This window comes from Glutamicibacter sp. (assembly GCF_035257265.1).
Classification (GTDB): Bacteria; Actinomycetota; Actinomycetes; order Actinomycetales; family Micrococcaceae; genus Glutamicibacter.
In genome coordinates this window covers 169,264-185,910 of the sequence record NZ_DATEXC010000050.1, presented here as the reverse complement: position 1 = coordinate 185,910, position 16,647 = coordinate 169,264, and the positions used below count along the sequence as shown (strand labels likewise).

General features: G+C 62.2%; 15 protein-coding genes. 8 read left to right on the top strand and 7 right to left on the bottom strand.

What is annotated here, in order from left to right; all coding sequences use genetic code 11:
• The first annotated feature begins 29 nt into the window (after window positions 1-29).
• Window positions 30-1,049, top strand: coding sequence for a dihydrodipicolinate synthase family protein (locus VJ369_RS13785; RefSeq protein ID WP_324092642.1), 1,020 nt, complete (start codon window positions 30-32; stop codon window positions 1,047-1,049).
• 82 nt (window positions 1,050-1,131) lie between these two features.
• Window positions 1,132-1,284 carry a hypothetical protein gene (locus tag VJ369_RS13780; RefSeq protein WP_324092641.1) on the top strand — a complete coding sequence of 51 codons (153 nt, stop codon included), beginning with the start codon at window positions 1,132-1,134 and terminating at the stop codon, window positions 1,282-1,284.
• A gap of 51 nt (window positions 1,285-1,335) precedes the next feature.
• On the opposite strand, the gene VJ369_RS13775 is transcribed toward VJ369_RS13780, so the two are convergent.
• The 3 genes from VJ369_RS13775 to VJ369_RS13765 form a co-directional block, all read right to left on the bottom strand.
• On the bottom strand, window positions 1,336-1,809 hold the full coding sequence (locus VJ369_RS13775; protein ID WP_324092640.1) for a DoxX family protein: 474 nt from the start codon (window positions 1,807-1,809) through the stop codon (window positions 1,336-1,338).
• Window positions 1,810-2,260: 451 nt separating this feature from the next.
• Entirely contained in the window at window positions 2,261-3,637 is a 1,377-nt protein-coding gene (locus tag VJ369_RS13770; protein WP_324092709.1) for an MFS transporter, read from the bottom strand.
• A 21-nt stretch (window positions 3,638-3,658) separates the two neighbouring features.
• Complete coding sequence (locus VJ369_RS13765) at window positions 3,659-4,918, bottom strand: substrate-binding domain-containing protein (protein ID WP_324092639.1); 1,260 nt, start codon at window positions 4,916-4,918, stop codon at window positions 3,659-3,661.
• Window positions 4,919-5,040: 122 nt separating this feature from the next.
• Between VJ369_RS13765 and VJ369_RS13760 the strand changes: the two genes are divergently transcribed.
• The 4 genes from VJ369_RS13760 to VJ369_RS13745 all read left to right on the top strand — a co-directional run bounded on the left by VJ369_RS13760 (window position 5,041) and on the right by VJ369_RS13745 (window position 10,025).
• Entirely contained in the window at window positions 5,041-6,549 is a 1,509-nt protein-coding gene (locus tag VJ369_RS13760) for a sugar ABC transporter ATP-binding protein (protein ID WP_324092638.1), read from the top strand.
• Entirely contained in the window at window positions 6,546-7,505 is a 960-nt protein-coding gene (locus tag VJ369_RS13755; protein WP_324092637.1) for an ABC transporter permease, read from the top strand. Before VJ369_RS13760 ends, VJ369_RS13755 begins: the two co-directional genes overlap by 4 nt.
• Window positions 7,502-8,524 (top strand): ABC transporter permease, encoded by a 1,023-nt coding sequence (locus VJ369_RS13750; RefSeq protein WP_324092636.1) that lies wholly within the window; start codon window positions 7,502-7,504, stop codon window positions 8,522-8,524. Before VJ369_RS13755 ends, VJ369_RS13750 begins: the two co-directional genes overlap by 4 nt.
• Window positions 8,525-8,705: 181 nt before the next feature.
• The gene (locus tag VJ369_RS13745) at window positions 8,706-10,025 is read left to right on the top strand and encodes an NADH:flavin oxidoreductase (RefSeq protein WP_324092635.1); all 1,320 of its coding nucleotides are present in this window, start codon (window positions 8,706-8,708) and stop codon (window positions 10,023-10,025) included.
• A 142-nt stretch (window positions 10,026-10,167) separates the two neighbouring features.
• Here VJ369_RS13745 and VJ369_RS13740 read toward each other — a convergent pair whose 3' ends face one another.
• The 3 genes from VJ369_RS13740 to VJ369_RS13730 form a co-directional block, all read right to left on the bottom strand.
• Window positions 10,168-10,581 carry a hotdog fold thioesterase gene (locus VJ369_RS13740; RefSeq protein WP_324092634.1) on the bottom strand — a complete coding sequence of 138 codons (414 nt, stop codon included), beginning with the start codon at window positions 10,579-10,581 and terminating at the stop codon, window positions 10,168-10,170.
• On the bottom strand, window positions 10,578-11,798 hold the full coding sequence (locus tag VJ369_RS13735) for an acetyl-CoA C-acyltransferase (protein WP_324092633.1): 1,221 nt from the start codon (window positions 11,796-11,798) through the stop codon (window positions 10,578-10,580). The genes VJ369_RS13740 and VJ369_RS13735 overlap by 4 nt, the downstream gene beginning before the upstream one ends.
• Before the next feature lie 355 nt (window positions 11,799-12,153).
• Window positions 12,154-12,735 carry a TetR/AcrR family transcriptional regulator gene (locus VJ369_RS13730; RefSeq protein WP_324092632.1) on the bottom strand — a complete coding sequence of 194 codons (582 nt, stop codon included), beginning with the start codon at window positions 12,733-12,735 and terminating at the stop codon, window positions 12,154-12,156.
• Window positions 12,736-13,029: 294 nt separating this feature from the next.
• On the opposite strand from VJ369_RS13730, the gene VJ369_RS13725 reads away from it, so the two are divergent.
• Complete coding sequence (locus VJ369_RS13725) at window positions 13,030-13,983, top strand: helix-turn-helix domain-containing protein (RefSeq protein WP_324092631.1); 954 nt, start codon at window positions 13,030-13,032, stop codon at window positions 13,981-13,983.
• Between the two features lie 47 nt (window positions 13,984-14,030).
• Here VJ369_RS13725 and VJ369_RS13720 read toward each other — a convergent pair whose 3' ends face one another.
• Window positions 14,031-15,770, bottom strand: coding sequence for an FAD-binding oxidoreductase (locus VJ369_RS13720; RefSeq protein WP_324092630.1), 1,740 nt, complete (start codon window positions 15,768-15,770; stop codon window positions 14,031-14,033).
• 95 nt (window positions 15,771-15,865) lie between these two features.
• Between VJ369_RS13720 and VJ369_RS13715 the strand changes: the two genes are divergently transcribed.
• Window positions 15,866-16,642: an SDR family NAD(P)-dependent oxidoreductase gene (locus VJ369_RS13715; RefSeq protein ID WP_324092629.1), complete on the top strand. Its 777-nt coding sequence runs from the start codon at window positions 15,866-15,868 to the stop codon at window positions 16,640-16,642.
• Window positions 16,643-16,647: the final 5 nt, after the last annotated feature.

Here is a 16,647-nt window from a genome sequence, read left to right as displayed (position 1 = left end):
CACCTCACAGAAAATAAAAGGAGTACACCATGGTGGATTACACCAAGTCCGAAGCCCGTGCCTGGGCCAAGCAGAACTTCACCGGCACCGTCGCCGTAACGCACCCGTCCTTCACCGCTGATTTCTCAGGCATCAACGAGAACGCCATCCGCCACGACATCCTGCTCCTCAAGGAGCGTGGCTACGCCGGTTCGCTGATCATCGCCGAAGCGAATGTCACCCCGGAGGAGAACGCCCGGATCACTGCCATCGCCCGCGAGGCCGCAGGCCCGGACTTCGCACTGTTCTTCCATGCCATCTTCGGCACCCTGGAGGAGAACATCCACGCGGCAAACCTGGCCACCGAAGCCGGTGCCGATCGTGCCCTGCTGGCCTACCCATCATCGTTCTGGCCGACTTCCTACGACGAGGTGTTCAACTACACCAAGCGCTTCACCGACGAAACCGATCTGGCCACCATGCTCTTCCCGCTGCCGGCCTGGGGCTTTGAACGCATCCACCCCGCCGGGATGAGCGTGGAGTTCGTGCGCCGCGTATTGGACGCGATGCCAAGCATCGTTGCCATCAAGGCAGAGCAGGGCTACCCCGGCATCCCCGGCGTCATGGAGATGTACCACCACTTCCGCGACGAAGTGGTGATCTCCTGCCCCATCGAGGCCGAGCTGATCCCGCTCATGTCGGTATTGGACGTCCAGTTCTCCGGCACTGCAAACACCAACTGGATGGGCGACTACTACCCCAAGGCCTTCGAGCTGGCCCGCACCGGGAAGTGGGAAGAAGCCATGAAGCTTTACTGGCAGGCCCAGCCCGCACGAGCCGCCAACATTGCTGTGTCTTCCTCTTCCACCCCGGGCACCAGCGTTATCAACCGCACCCAGTGGAAGTACCAGGAATGGCTCTCCGGTTATAACGGCGGTGCCCTGCGTTCGCCAGCGCCCCGGCTTCCGGACCGTTTCATGAAGCAGCTGCGCGCAAGCCTTGAAGCTTCAGGGCTGCCCGTCACGGACTCCCCCGACTCCGAATTCATGCAAGGACGCGTCCGCGCCTAGAAAAGGCCGCCGCTGAGCGGCGGACGAAAGCCCCTGGGAAGAACAAACCGGATTGGTTCGGTTTTCCCAGGGGCTTCTTTGCATGCGGCAAAATGCGCTGGAGAAGGATGCCGCATCAGGACCGCTGACGGCACAGCTGACGGCACAGCTGAAGCAGTTTGCCGAAATTGCGGGGCCGCACCGTGGTCTATCTTCCGCATCCGGGATTCCGGCCTGTTCCCCGCAGTCGCAGTGAAGCCCGTCAATCGGCAAAAGGGTCCTCGGTTTCGGTTCTCGAAGAGATAGGTCAGTTCATCGACGCAACTTTTCGTGAATCTTCAGCACTCTTTCGCGTCCATCCGCCGTCCCAGCCAATCAGGCGATCGAGCGATGCCTGCCCCGGACCTGTCACCAGGAGAACGAACAAGCCGGCGATCAACAACACAGGAACTTGCATGCCACCGCTTTCTGCGGGCGCAAACCCCCGATTGATTTCCACCATGAAAATCGCGAGGAGCATATGTACAATCAGCGGAATTGTCACCAGCCTGGTGAGGAATCCCAACGCGATGAAGCTCCCGCCAACAAACATTAGTAGCGTCACGTACCAGCCGATCAGAAGAGGGAACGGCAGCCCCCACGCGCCTTGAACAATCGCGGCAAATTTTTCCGGCGAGAACTGGAAACCGTGGGCAATGAGCGTGGCACCTATCGCGAGTCGCAAGAGCAAGGGAACGAATGGTTCAAGTCGATGTAAGGGCGAGAAAAATAAACGAAACATGGGTTGAGTTCCTTAGATTGTTTGCCGAGTTGGGTGTTTTGTCGATTCAAGGGGAGTTCAAGGCGATAGGTCCGGAATCGAATACCCGGGACCTCCGCTGGACAACGCCTTGACCCGGATTGATACGACGCGGATACGAGGCGTATCAAGCCTGCCTTCTCCGCGGCGGTCTATTCCGGCGCGCTCATGATCAACTGGCACGCGCCGTCGTTTTTCTTCGTCCGTGAAACCTGCGGCCCGGTTTTCAGGCGGCTTGACGCGTATCGCGTATCGCGTATCAGACCACCACAACGATGCTTTCCACGGTGGGTGCCGAATCGGCATCCACCGTGGAGAGTTGTCTTCCACTACCGGGAAGATCCGCAGAACGCGGCGAATCGCGCATAGCTGGACTGCTCTCCAGGACATCAGAAGATCGGTGGCTCTTGGCGGCCCTTCCGCAGGGACGCCATTACTCCATCGCGGCCGCGCGCTCGGCGGGTCCTTCCGCTGGCACGGGGCCATTTGAATCGACGTCCGCTTGCTCCGGCAGCTGGGTCCGCCGTGACTGCGCACGAAGCCCCGTCAGTGAAGCCAGAAGCAGGCCAATGGGCAGCAGCAGAACCAGGAATATTGCCGAAAGTCCCATTCCTCCTGCAATCAGGGTGCCGCCGGCAGCACCGCCGGCGGCGGCTCCCAGCCGCCCGCCGAATTCCGTTACGCCGATTCCCGCACCGCGCATGCTGGCCGGGTAAGCCATGGCGGCCAAGACGCTCCGCGTGGGGCCAAAGGCCGTGGGCAGGATGAATCCGGTGATCCCCAAGACAACGAGCAGGGAACCGAAACCCGGATCAGGCAGAAGATAAACTACGACCGCCATGACGGCAGCCAATCCCAGGACACTTCCGATAGCCAGGAAACGCGACACCTTGGCCAGGATGGCACCAAGGACCAGCCCACCCAAAACACTCGCCAATCCGTAGACACCGACTATGGTGCTGCTCTGCACCGTATCGAGCCCGGGTTTAGGCAGCTGCAGCAATGTCGGCAGGTACTGGGCTATCAGCAATTGGGTGCCCAGGGAGAAGAAGCCAAAAAGCCACAGCAACAGTGTCGTCGGCGCCAGCGGACGGGCCAAGACTCTGCCCACCGAAGCTTCAGCCCCAGGCCGCCTGGCCCCCAAGCCCTTGCCGGCCAGCGACGGGGTGCCGTTGACTCGGCGCTTGGCCGAGAGGAATGCCGGTGATTCGGGAACTACTGCGGCAAGCACAGCGATCACCGCCAACGGAATCAAGCCGGCTACCACCAATAGCACGCGCCATCCGGCGGTGGGAATCAAGGTACCAGCCAGAATTGCACCGACAGTTGTCCCCAGCCCCACCCCGGCGTATGCGGCGGCAACCAGCGCCGCGCGCCGCCGTTCCGGGACCAGATCAGCCAACAAGGTGTTTCCGGACGCCATCGCGGCGCCCATTCCCAGACAAGCCAGGATCCGCCAGAAGGCGAAGGCCGTGAAGTCCCCGGAGGTTCCCCCCAGAGCGGTGGCCCCTCCGAAGAGAATAACGCTGCCGATCAGGACAGACTTGCGGCCCCACCGGTCGGACAGTCCTCCTGCAACAACGGCGCCGAGTCCCATGGACAGAAAGCCCACGGCGACCACAAAGGCGATGCCGCCACCGACGGAAACACCCCAGCCCTTGATGAGCGTCGGAAACACATGGGCAACGATCGTGACGTCCATGCCATCACAAAGCAGAACCAGGGTGATCAGGCTGAAGTAGATCCAGTGCCTAGCGGTCAGGCGCTCGGAGAGCGAGCCTTCGGCAGATCGTGCTGGTTCATTGTTCATGCTCAAGGCTCGCTCCCTCATTTATTTGCCCGGGTTCACGAAGAAGTTGTTCAGGCGCTCGGTCGGCAGATAGTCCTCCGGCGCTCCGGCCAGGTCGGTGAGATCATTGACATCCCAAGCAGGGTCAGCGACATCGGCGAGGTTTTCACGGGTGACAACCACCGAGGGTTCAACGATCTGGTTGATCTTCGGCCCCTCGCCCTTCAGAATGCGCAAGGCCACATCGACCACCGCCTCACCGGTACGCACAGACGGAGTCGTGGTGCCGTAGAACGGGTAGTCAGAATGGGCAAGAGCCCAGGAAGAGAATCCTTGGCTAGAACCGTCGTCGGCGATCGGCGGGACCTCCATGCCCGATTCCTCGAAGGCGTTGCGAATACCCACACCCATCGTTCCGGCCTGAAGCACTGCGTCAACGCCGGCCGGGTTGGTGGCAAGGAACTTCTGAACCTCGGTCTGGGCCGTTGCCGGCTGGAAGAAGCCAGTCACCGTACCGGCGATCTTGACGTCCGGGCAGTTCTCCAGGACCGCGTCGAATCCCAGGTTCGCAAACGTCGAGGTCGGGATGCCCGGGATGCCTTCGACACGCAGGACGTTGCCCTTGCCTCCAATCGAGTGCAATGTACCGCCGGCAACCTGCGCGATCGCCAATGGAACATTGCGCGTGACGCTCACGGCGAATTCGGAATCGATGGGAACCTGCGCTGCAACCAGCGGGATACCCGCCGCATGGGCGGCCTTGGCCAGGTCCACGGAGGGTTCTGGGGCGATGGCGGTGTAGATGATGACATCCGGCTTCAGCGAGAGTGCCTCGTTGAATTGCTGGAGCTGGAGAGGGACGTTTGATGGATCGTCAGGGGCGAATTCGCCGACAATCTCGACGCCCTTGGCCTCCAGCGTCTTACGGATTGACTCCGACATGGAAGCGATGAAGGGGCTGGCTGGCGGCATGCCTACGATGGCCGCGGTGAATTGCCCGGTCTTCTTCGACTTGTAGTCGGCCCAGGCCGACTTGCGGATCTCGTATGGGTAAAGGTCGTAGCCCGCTGCGATTTCCTTGGGAAAAGCGGCCAGCAGTCCACTGGGATCCTTGGCCGTGCCCGTGGGTACGGACCCGCAGGTTCCCGCCGCGGCAGAGGCTGCCGGCGCAGGTGCGGAGGTGCCGGAAGCCGCGGGTTCCGCCGGGGCCGATGCCCCGCAGCCGCTCAGGACGAGGGCTCCGATGCCCAGCATCGTGGCGCCAACCGTGGTGAAACGTGGGAAAGAGGAGGTCTTCTTCATGGTTTATCTCCTTGGCGAGTGAAACGGTGCGTACCGTATGGAATTAGAGTGCCACATGCGATACGATTCGTCTAGTTTCAAATATGACCCATGACACATTTTCGCCAGCAAGGAGAACTGCCGTGAACAACCAACCACTGGGACTGGTGCTCACCGGGGTGAGTAAAAGCTTCGGCGCAACCCGCGCCCTCATCGACGGCGACCTGCACCTGCGTCCGGGCGAAATCCACACGCTCCTTGGCGAAAACGGCTCCGGGAAGAGCACCCTGGTGAAGATCATGGGAGGCGTCCACCGCCCGGATTCCGGCACGCTCACCCTTGACGGTGTCCCCGTCACCAGCCGCTCGCCCCGGGCTGCCATGGATCTGGGGATCGCCACGGTGTTCCAGGAGGTCCTCACCGCAGGGAGCCAATCAGTGCTGGAAAACGTCTGGCTCGGGTCCCACGGAACCTTCCGCCGCGCGCTGCCCCGCGCCGAGCAGCGCACCATCGCCGAGGATATCCTGACGCGCATCACCGGCGGGCTGCCGCTGGATCTTCCCGCCGGACAGCTCTCACTGTCCGAAAGGCAATCGCTGTGCATTGCCCGCGCACTGGTACGCAAGCCCAAGGTGCTCATCCTCGATGAGTCAACGGCCTCCCTGGACGTGCGCACCCGCGACCGGCTCTTTATTGAAATGCGCCGGCTGGCGGCCGAGGGAACGGCCATCCTGTTCATCTCGCACCGCATGGACGAGGTAGCGGAGATCTCGGACCGGGTCACCGTCCTGCGCTCCGGGCGTACCGTCTCCACCGTGGAACGCTCGGAACTTTCGATCAACAAGCTGATCTCGGACATGACCGGAAGCACCGGCCACGATCCGACCCGGCGGCAGCCACATGAACCCGGGGAGATCATCCTTCAAGGTGCGGACATCAGCCTTGCACCGGAATCAGCTCCCATCGACTTCGCACTGCGCGCCGGGGAGATTGTGGGCTTAGCGGGGCTCGAGGGCCACGGACAGGACCAATTCATCAAACGCCTTGCCGGTGTTGCAGCCGGGTCCGGGCGCATTGAGCGGCTCATCGATGAAGGCGCCACCGCGCTCACCGAGCGAAACGGGGACGCACTGGGTGTCGCCTACCTGCCGCGCGAACGCCGCGGCGAGTCCTTGTTCGAATCCATGTCAATCCGGGAAAACTTCGTGCTCCCGACCCTGGGCAAGCACCGCCGCGGCGGGTTGCTGAGCAACCGAAGCATCTCGCGGAAATTTGAGGCCTTCGCCCACCTGCTGTCTCTGCGCTTCGGCGCGGCGCACGATGCCATCTCAACGCTCTCGGGCGGAAACCAGCAAAAGGTGCTGCTGGCCCGCTGGCTGGCCACCGATCCGAAGGTCCTGCTGCTCAATGACCCCACCCGAGGAGTTGATATCGGGACCAAGCGGGAGATCTACGCGATCCTCGACCGGCTGAGCTTGACCGGCATGAGCATCGTGGTCCTCTCCAGCGAGGTCGACGAGCTTGTGGACTTGGTTGACCGCGCCCTGGTGTTCCGGGATCAAACAGTCTTTGCCGAAATTTCCCATGCGCAGCTATCCACCGAATCAATCGTCGCTGCCTACTTCGGCCAACAAACAGAGGTGCTCTCATGAACCGCTTCCTGACCCTCTTCCAGCGCTGGCCCTTCGCCTTTGCCCTATTGCTCGCACTCGTGTTGCTGGTGCTGAACCTGATCGTTTCCCCCTCGTTCCTCTCCCCCGCCCGGCTGCCCGGCACCCTGGCTACGCTGGCGCCGTTCGTGCTGGTGGGATTCGCCTCTACGCCTTCGATCCTCGCCGGCGGCATCGACATCTCGGTCGGCCCCCTGGCCACATTCATCAACTGCTTCTTTGTCGCCATCCTCATCCCCGCGGGACTGGGCCACTGGCAGGTGGCTGCTCCCATCATCCTGATAGTGGCCGCCGGCATCGGCGCCCTGAATGGAATTCTGATCGCCGTGGTGCGCCTGCACCCGGTGGTAGCGACCACCGGAATGCTGTTCCTGCTCGTGGGCATGTCGCTGACCATCGCACAGAACCCGGTGGCAGCACCGGATAACTGGACCGAGCTCTTTGCCGGAGGCATCGGCATTCTCCCCGGAGCCCTGCTGACCATCGGCGCCGCTGGACTCATCTGGTTCACCCTGTGCCGCACCGCGTTTGTCAGCAATCTCTTGGCCACCGGCGAGAGCGATGTCTCCGCCTACGGATCCGGAGTGAACATCAAGATGGTGCGCATCCTGGCCTACACGCTCGGCGGGCTCTTCGCCGGAATCGCCGGAATCGCCTTGACGGCCATTGTGCAGTCATCGCAGTCATCGCTAGCCACCACCTATGCGCTGCTGGGGCTCGCCGCCGCGGTGCTGGGCGGCACCAGCCTGGCCGGCGGACGTGGCGGATTGCTCGGCGCGCTCTTCGGCGCGCTGTCCATCTACCTGCTGCAGCAATTGCTCACTGCCTCGGGCGTGGCCCCAAGTCTCATCCAATTCGCCTACGGCTCCGTCCTGGTCCTTGGCGTCGTGCTAGGCGCGACGCTGCTGGCCCCCCGCTTGAAGAGGAAAGTATCATGAGCGCAGACACCCTGTCTCCGGCACCGGCACCCGCTGTCAAGATTCCCAAGCCCTTCGCCAGGTTCAAGGCCTGGGTCTTCGAGGTACCTGCCCTGCAGGTCCTGGTCATCCTGGCGCTTGCGATCTGGCTGCTCCTCACCATCCCCGCCATCGCAAACCCCCGGTCCGTCACCTCGATCCTGGTCATCACCTCCCTGCTTGCTCTGGCCGCTATGGGCCAGACGCTTGTGGTGATCCTTGGCGGACTGGATCTGGCAGCGCCCGGCTACATCCTCTTCGGTGCATTCATGGCGGCGAACGTCGCGGGCAAGCTCGCCGTTCCGGCGATCGTGGCAGTGCTGATCACGGTTCTGGTCTGCGGCGGCATCGGCGCCCTGATCGGCTGGATCTGCCACCGCTTTGCCGTCCAGCCGCTGGTTGTCACCTTGGGCACCGGCGCGGCACTGACCGGCGCGACACTCTTCCTCGCCGACGGGGATTATTCCTCCGCCCCGCCGGCCGCCCTGCGGTCCCTGGCAAGCCTGCGCGGTACCACCTTCGGCATGCCGTTCCCTCCGATCATCCTGATCGTGCTGCTGTGCGGGGTGGGCATGTGGATCTTCCTGAATCGCACCGCCGCGGGGCGCCGATTCCATGCAACGGGCGTCAACTTCCGGGCCGCCAAGCTGACGAGAATCCGAACCTCCGTGGTGTGGACACTGGTCTTCGCAGCCTCCGGCGCCCTTGCAGGCATCGCAGGCATCCTCATTTCCGCCTACGGATCGGGCTGGTCGCAGACCATCGGCGAGCCATATCTATTCTCCGGTCTGGCCGCCGTCCTGGTGGGCGGAACCATCTTTGGCTCGATCCGCGGCAGTTACACGCGGACATTGCTCGGAGCTCTGACCCTCACGCTGCTGTCCACCATCATCGTGAGCAATGGACTCTCCGAAGCGCAGAGCCGGATCATCTTCGGAATCATCATCTTGGCCGTGGTTTCGCTCTATGGGCGCGAACGCCACGTCCGAGACAGGTTCTAGGTTCGGATTCAGCAAATCGAATAAGACCGCCAAGGATGCCCCGGCCTGCTGGATGTGCCCAGGTCAATGCAGCGCGATGGCCAATGAATTTCCCGCAATCCATATCCACACGAACACCCACACCATGCAATAAGGGACGAGTCACCTCATCCTGATTCCATTAAAAATTCAAGGAGAACAAATGCCCACCGTGACCCCCACCGCAGCCGAGGTGCTTTCCACTTCCTGGAAAATCGACGGCCTGAGGATTAAGAACCGCTATGTACTCAGCCCCATGGCGGTGCTCCATCCCACCAAGGACGGGCACCCCAGCGACCAGACCATCGAGTTTCTCACCACGCGTGCACGCGGCGGCGCCGGACTCCTGATCATCGGCGGCACCGTTGCCACCGAGCGCGGCAATCAGGAAGCGCCGTTCCAGCCACTGATGCGTTTCGATGACGACAAGTTCATTCCGGGCCTCAAGCGCATGGTCGACGCCGTGCACGAATATGAAGTTCCCATCTTTGCCCAGATCTTCCCGAGCTTCGGCGCCATGGGCGTGCCCGGCGAGGGCCGGTCAACGCGTGCGGCAAGCCCCAAGCCCGTCCGCATGGCAGCACCCCGACTGCCGCACGGCTTGTATATTCCCGGCGGGCGCACCAACCCCACTCCGGACGAGATCACCAAGGAAGAAATCCTCGAGGTCCAAAACGCCACCGTTGCCTCCGTGCTCAGGGCCAAGTCCGCCGGCTTCGATGGCGTCGAGCTCGGTGCGCACATGCGCTACCTCTATTCCTCCTTCCTTTCACCGCGAACCAACTGGAGAACGGACGAATACGGCGGAAGCGCCGAGAACCGCGCCCGCATCCTCGTGGACACGATTCGGGCAATCCGCGCCGAGGTCGGCGCCGACTACCCGGTGGGCCTGCGCATGAGCGTCAACGACCACCTCCCCGATGGCCAGGGCCCCGAGGGGTTCGCAGAGGTTGCGGCAATCATCGAAAAGGAAGGTCTCGGATACATCGCCCTCAGCGATGCAAACTACGAGTCCATGGACAACAACGTCTCTTCCGAATCGGGCTCAATCATCGAGCATGGAGAACCCCAGGCATTCCGGGCCGCCATGCCCAACGTTCCCCTGCTGCTGAGCAGCACCTACAACCCGCGGCAAAGCGCTGACGCCATCACCGCCGGATTCGCCGACGGCATCATGCTCGCCCGGCAGCTGCTGGCCGATCCGGATTTCCCCAACAAGGTGCTCCAAGGCCGACAGAATGAGATCACGTGGTGCGACCATGACAACTCATGCCTGCGCCGGCTGATCCTCAACGTGCCGGTTCGCTGCCACAAGAACCCGGCCATGGGCCGTGAGGCGGCTCTCGCTGGGACCAAGGAGCCGGTGTCGCTCAAGCTCAAGCGTCCGGTGGAGAGCCTGTTGATTGCCGCGACCGGTTCCCCGGTCCTCATGGGGATTGCCGACAACCTGGCGACCGCCGGCCAGAAGGGCTCCAAGAGCTGATCCGGCATCGCTTCGCCGGGCATCCATCCGCAATGGATGCCCGGCGAAGCGCTTTGGGCATCCATGCGTGTGCGCCCGAACTCCAAAGAGCTCGGGCGCACACGCATTTTGACCTAATTAACTGTTCCTGTTTTGAACTTTGCTAGCCGGCCGGGCGCAGCGCCCTGCCGGTTCCGCGGTAGATGGCTACGGTTCGATCCCCCGCGCGCACCATCACATCCACAATCATCCGGCGGCCCTCATGGAAGCTGACTTCGGCGGTGGCCACCAGCTCGTCGGCGATATGGGCAGGGGAAATGTAGGAGATGGACGCCTCGGCCGTCGCGATTCCGGCGCCAAAGGTGTTGGCGGCCATGGCGAACGCGGTGTCCGCCAACGCAAAGACCAGCCCGCCGTGGGCAATCCCATGCCCGTTGGCCATATCCGGGGTCACGGTCAGGACCGCAGTGGCGCGTCCCTCGTTGGCGCTGAGCACCTGGATGCGGAGGCCCTCCAGGGCCCTGTCGGCTTCAAGCATCGAGCGGGCCGGGTCGGCAATGAGTGCTGACGGGTTCATGAGAGTCGCTCCACTACCATCGCCATGCCCTGGCCGCCGCCCACACAAAGCGTGGCCAGGCCGAGCGAGCCGTCGGTGGTTTGCAGTCCATTGATCAGCGTTCCCACCAGCCGCGCGCCGGTGGCACCAAAGGGGTGGCCCAGTGCGATGGCCCCGCCAAAGGGGTTGACCTTTTCCGGATCCGCGCCGAGCTTGCGCACCACCGGGACCACCTGGGCCGCGAAGGCCTCGTTCAGCTCAACGATGTCGATGTCGTCAATCGACAATCCCAAACGCGCCAACAGACGGGTGGATGCATCCACCGGACCCAGTCCCATGATTTCCGGTGACAGTCCGCTGGCTGCACTGCCCAGGACGCGGGCCAATGGCTTCAACCCCAGTTCACCCGCGCGCTTGGCACTCATAACCACCAGTGCGGATGCGCCGTCATTGAGCGGGCTTGCGTTGCCCGCGCTGACAGTTCCGTTTTCATGGAAGACCGACTTGAGACCGGAGAGCGCTTCTAAAGTGGTTCCCGGGCGGGGACCGTCATCGGCACTGGCCACGAGGCCGGAAGCCGTGGTCACCGGCACGATCTCACGCGCGAAGTACCCGGAACTGATCGCCCGTTCCGCCCGGAGCTGGGACTCCAGAGCCCATTCGTCCTGGTCCCGGCGCGTGGTGCCGGTTTGCCGAGCCACGAACTCGGCGGTCTTGCCCATGGAGAGGTACACATTGGGAAGCTGTCCGGATTCGCGGGGGTCAATCCACTCCTGTCCTGATTCAAACACTTCGTCGGCACGGAGCGCCGCATCCGCGAAGGCGGGGTGCGGGAACTGGGTCACCGGCGGCGTGGAGCTGGTCGATTCGACGCCCGCGACAAGGAACGCTTCACCGTCACCTGCCTTCACCGCCTGGGCAGCCATCGCGGCGGCCTGCAATGAAGAAGCACAAAAGCGGTTAACAGTGACTGCCGGGACACTGTCCATTCCCCCCAAGACCATGACACGACGAGCTATGTTGTCACCCTGGGCCCCCTGAGGGACGGCACATCCCACGTAGGCATCGGCAAATTCGGAATGATCCAGCTGAGGAACCGCTGCCAGCGCACCTCGGATGGCGGCCAATGCAAGGTCTTCTGGACGCTCGGCGGCCAGCGAACCCTTGCGGGCGCGGCCGATGGGCGTCCTGCGGTAGGCGACGATGACCGCGTCATTAGGCGCGAGGGCGGTATTCACGATGGTGTTTCCTTTCATTGTGGACGACCCACCTAACGGGCAGGTTCCACGGACAGGGAAGGGATGAGTACCGGAATGGCTCGTCCTGCATGCCCCGGGGACAGCAAGGTCATTCATCCAACATCAACTGAATTATATACGAACCGTATCGTATTGCACAAGGTTCAGAGCTTTCCCAAGGGCGCTCCGTCATTGAACGGAACCACGGAAGGGGCTGGATCAGGGCGAAGCGATGTACAAAGGACTCGTCGCACAACAGGCGAAAGCGGGAGCGCTCAGGCGCTTCCAATTTCCGGTGCGAGCCCTTGGATCTTGGACCCGACAGTCACAATGGTTCCTCCGGGAATTCCAAGGATCACTTTCCGGCGGAGAGTCCCTCAAGGACCGTCTGCATAATGGCGTCGGTGGCTTTTGCATCCAAGGGGCCTGACTGGAAAAGCAGGCGGAAATAGATAGGAGCATAGAGCAGCTCCGTGACCACCTGGGCATCTAGATCCTTGCGCATCGACCCCTCGTTGATGGCTCGTGCCACCAGCGAGGTAGTGGCCTGCGCACGCGGGGTCCAGAAAAGCTTCTTGAACTCCGCCATCGTGGCCTCGTCCTGCTGGCACTCGCCAATAAGCTGCGCAATAAGCCGGCCCTCATTGCCCGCATAGACCTCCGCAAGCGAGGCCATGTGCTCACGGAGCGCGTCGATCGCCGGTACATCCTCACGCACCGGGGTGCGCGCAACATGGTTATCAAGGAAGGTATCGATAACCACGGCAACCTTGCTCGACCACCACCTGTAGATGGTGGTCTTACTGACGCCGGCTTCGCGGGCAATGCGCTCAATGGAGAGCTTCTGGACCGTAAACCCGTCCTGCCCCGAACCCTCAAGCAACTTCATCGTTGCTTCCAAAACGGCCCGACGACTATCTTCGCTTCTAATTGCCATGATTCAACCCTACTTGCAAAATAATCCAATACGAAACGTTCACAATCATGTGCCGACAAAGTGACATCACCACCTTGCGCAGCATTGTGATGCAGATTACGCTCAATACGAAACGGATCGAATCTGATTGGGAGGTGCCGTGTCCGTATTTTTGGCCACGGAGATCATGAAACTGGAAAAAGTCACAGGGACTCGGAGATTTGCGGTGGGCTCGGTTGCTGCTCGTTGCTCCACGTTCGGCGCGTACCTGTCTGCACTGCGGATAACCCACCAAACGTCCTGCCAGGTGGAGAAGTGAGTTCCGTACTGGACACCCGTGGGGTTCCTGCCGCCGAGCGCCGGGATTACTGGTCCGCTGGAATCGCCGAACGCTTCTTCCCGATGGAGCTCGAATCTGTCGGCGCTCCTTCCTTCGAAGCCCGTCTTGCCGGTGGTCAGATGGGGCAGATCGGGGTCCAGTCCATCCAAGGACTTGCCCACCGGGTGGCCCGGACTCAGCGCATGATCGCCCTCGCCGATCCCGAGTGCATCCTGCTCTATTTGTTGACCAAGGGCGAGATCCGGATCGAACAGGACGAACGCAGTTGCGCCCTGCGCCCCGGAGACCTTGCCTGCCAGGATACGTCGCGGACTTCCACCTTTGAGGGTCGGGAGGGTTTCGAGGTGCTCGTCTTCAGCATTCCCAAATGGTTCATCGGGGCGCAGGCCGAAGGCATCACCCGGCGTTCGGCGACACGGGTTGAGTCCGGCCAGGGCCGGCTGATCGGGCATGCCACCCCATTCCTCGCCCAACTTGCCCGAACCACCACGAGCGGCGGCGGCTTTTCTACCCGCGACGGCGAAGCCGCAGCGGACATGATGTTGCCCCTGGTCCGGAGCATGTACGGCGCACAGGAGATCACCGATCCGCGTTCGCGCCCCGAGGTACTGCTCGCACGAATGCAGCGGTACGTTATGGAGAACCTGCACGACCCGGAACTCGGACCCGAGTCAATCGCGCAGGCCCACTATGTCTCCACACGCTACGTGCACAAGATCTTTGCATCCTCCGGCACTGCGGTGTCATCCTGGATCCGCGAACAAAGATTACAAGGTGCGGTGGGCGAGTTGCGAAGGTCCCCGGAAACCACGATCGCCACCGTCGCGGCGAAGTGGGGATACCGGCATCCGGCCAGCTTCAGCAGGGCATTCCGCGAGGTTCATGGCTGCGCTCCGCGCGATGCTCGGCAGCTGCCGTTATCGGCGTGAAGTCCTGCTCCCCTTAAGGGGAGCAGGACTTCCTCGGCCCGGCACGATCACATCTGCTGCGGGAATCCAGCCTCGCGCATGCGAGTGCCCCAGATCCCCGACTTGCCCGGGGCGATGATCCCATTCGGATCAAGAGTGTCCTTGATCGTCTCGTTGAAGCGTCGCAGCGCGTGGTCGTTGAACCCGAACTGGTCTGCCGCCAGATCCATGAAGGACAGGTGCGCCCGGTACTCGCCGTAACCGCGCTTGCCAGCCTCGGCCACCATCCGCTTGGCCAGGGCATACGCATTGGCGACCTGTTCGGGATTCTTCGTGTCGAAGGCGATCACGTTGATGAACGTGGTCGATCGGGCGTTGATAGGGAGCATGCCGCCGAGGAAATCAAGTCCCGCCTCGGCGCACATCTCCCGCATCATCTTCTGCGCGGCAATCGCATTCTTCCCGGTGAGCGGAATGACCGGCGAGAAATCGACGTGGCCACCCTCTTCGCCACCGGACCAGCCGGCCATTTTGTAGAGGTCCTGGCTCGGTACGCCGATCTGCACCCGCTCGTGCGGGTTGGGCAGCGTTTCCCACGCCTCTTTTCCGTGCTTCTGGCCCACCAGGTCAACGCTCGGGATCTGCAGGAAACGCGCCTCAAGTTTGGCGAAGTTATGGTCGACCACGGCCTCGTCGCCATAGAGCGCGAAGCGCATCATCCAACGCCCAAGTCCCATCTCCTTGGCGATCTTGTCGATGACCTCTTCCGGCATCGGGCCCTCGCCGGCGTACCACTCGGCGCGGGTGGTGAGCATTGAAGCCATGCACAGGGTGTTGGACAGCTGCGGACGCATGTCGATGGTGCCGTCGAGCATAAGCTCGCGCAGCGCGTCCACCACTGCTGGCATCTGCTCCTCATCCCAGACGCGCAGCCACAATGGCATGTACGTTTCAGGCTTGGGCATCAGCCAGTAGCCCATCTTGGTGACGATGCCATAGTTCGACTGCATGAACATCTCGGTAGAGGTCGGGCCTAGGCCGCGCTTGTACAGCGGCCAGGTCGGGTTGTTGTCCATGGCGCCTGAGCCGGTGCGCATGAGGTCCCCATTGGGCAGCACCACCTCGAAGCCGCAGTGCGAGGCCTGGTCGATCGAGTACGGCATGTAGGTCAGCCCATGCTCCAGCGTATTGGAGACGACCCCTCCCCAACCGATGTCCACGATGGAGGCCACGAGGTTATGCCCGCCGGCCTCGATGGCGTCATGCAGGTCGTACCAGCTCACGCCCGGCTCCACGATGGCGTAGCCGAGTTCTTCGTTGATCTCCAGGACCTTATTCATCTCCCGGAAGGAGAGCATCACCGAGCCGCGCACCTGCGGTGCCGCACCGCCGTAGCCGTTGTTCTTGCCGCGGCCGATGGGCCACAGCGGGATCTTGTATTGGTTGGCAATCTTCACGATCGCCTGCACGTGCTCGGTGCTCCGGGGACTGACAACGCCGGAGGGCACATTGGTGGCAGTGCCCGGGACCTGGAAGGGATCCTGGAAGTCTTCCAGGGATTCGGCGTCGGTGGCGACATTCTCGGCTCCGATGGCCTCGGCGAAAGCTGCCAAGGCGTTGTCCAAGTCGGCTTCGGTGACGCCCGGAGGAAGCGGACGGGTAGTGGTCTCAGAGGTATTGCTCATCTTTTCAGGTCTCCTAAATAGCGCTAAAGGTGAAGCTATTGTGTGAGTTCTATGGTGCGCCAAGTTGCCCCCGTGTGGGGCAGCTCTCACTCGATGGTGCAGTGCGTGCACAGAAGTGTGCACGCACTGCACCATCGGTGCCTTGCGGGTTCCACCGGTGAAAAGAAGGTGATTGCATAAGGTCAACTACAGGCATCTAAGTAAATGGAGAAATCATCATGACCGATGGTCGTCTAGCTGGAAAAATTGTCCTGCTTACAGGTATCGGCGGTGGCATGGGCCGGGAAACCGCAAGGCTTTTTGCCCGCGAAGGCGCCACAGTGGTCGGTTGTGATCTCAACGAGGAAAGCGCGGCGGAAACGGTTCGGCTCATCGAAGCCGAAGGTGGCACTATCGATTCCAGCGCTCCGGTGGATCTGGGCAAGCGCGAGGCAATCGATGCCTGGATCAACGGCGCCGTCGAACGCTTCGGCAAGGTTGATGTGCTCTACAACAATGCGAGCATGCCTAAATTTGCGCCCTTCGCCCAAATGAGCGGTGAGGATTACCGCTTCACCATCCAGAACGAGCTGGATCTGGTCTGGCATGCCTGCCAGAGCGCGTGGCCGCATTTGGCCAAATCCGGCGGCGCTATTGTGAATATCGGTTCGGTGGCTGGAGTCCAAGGCGCGCGTGCCTTGCCGCAGGCGGCGCACGCGGCCGCTAAGGGTGCAGTCATTGCGCTGACCAAGCAGCTGGCCGCGGAGGGTATCGCGGTGGGCGTTCGAGTCAATTGCGTCAGCCCCGGCGTCATGGCCACCCCACCGATCCTGGCCATGTATGCCGAGCTGGGCGATAAAGCACCGGTAGCGCCGATCGTTGAACGCACGATCTCCGGCAAGCCGGGCGATCCACTGGCAGTTGCGTACGCCGGACTTTATTTCGCCTCAGATGAAGCCAAATGGGTCACTGGTTCACATCTGGTGGTGGACGGCGGAGCCCACGCGGTGATGTAGGAATT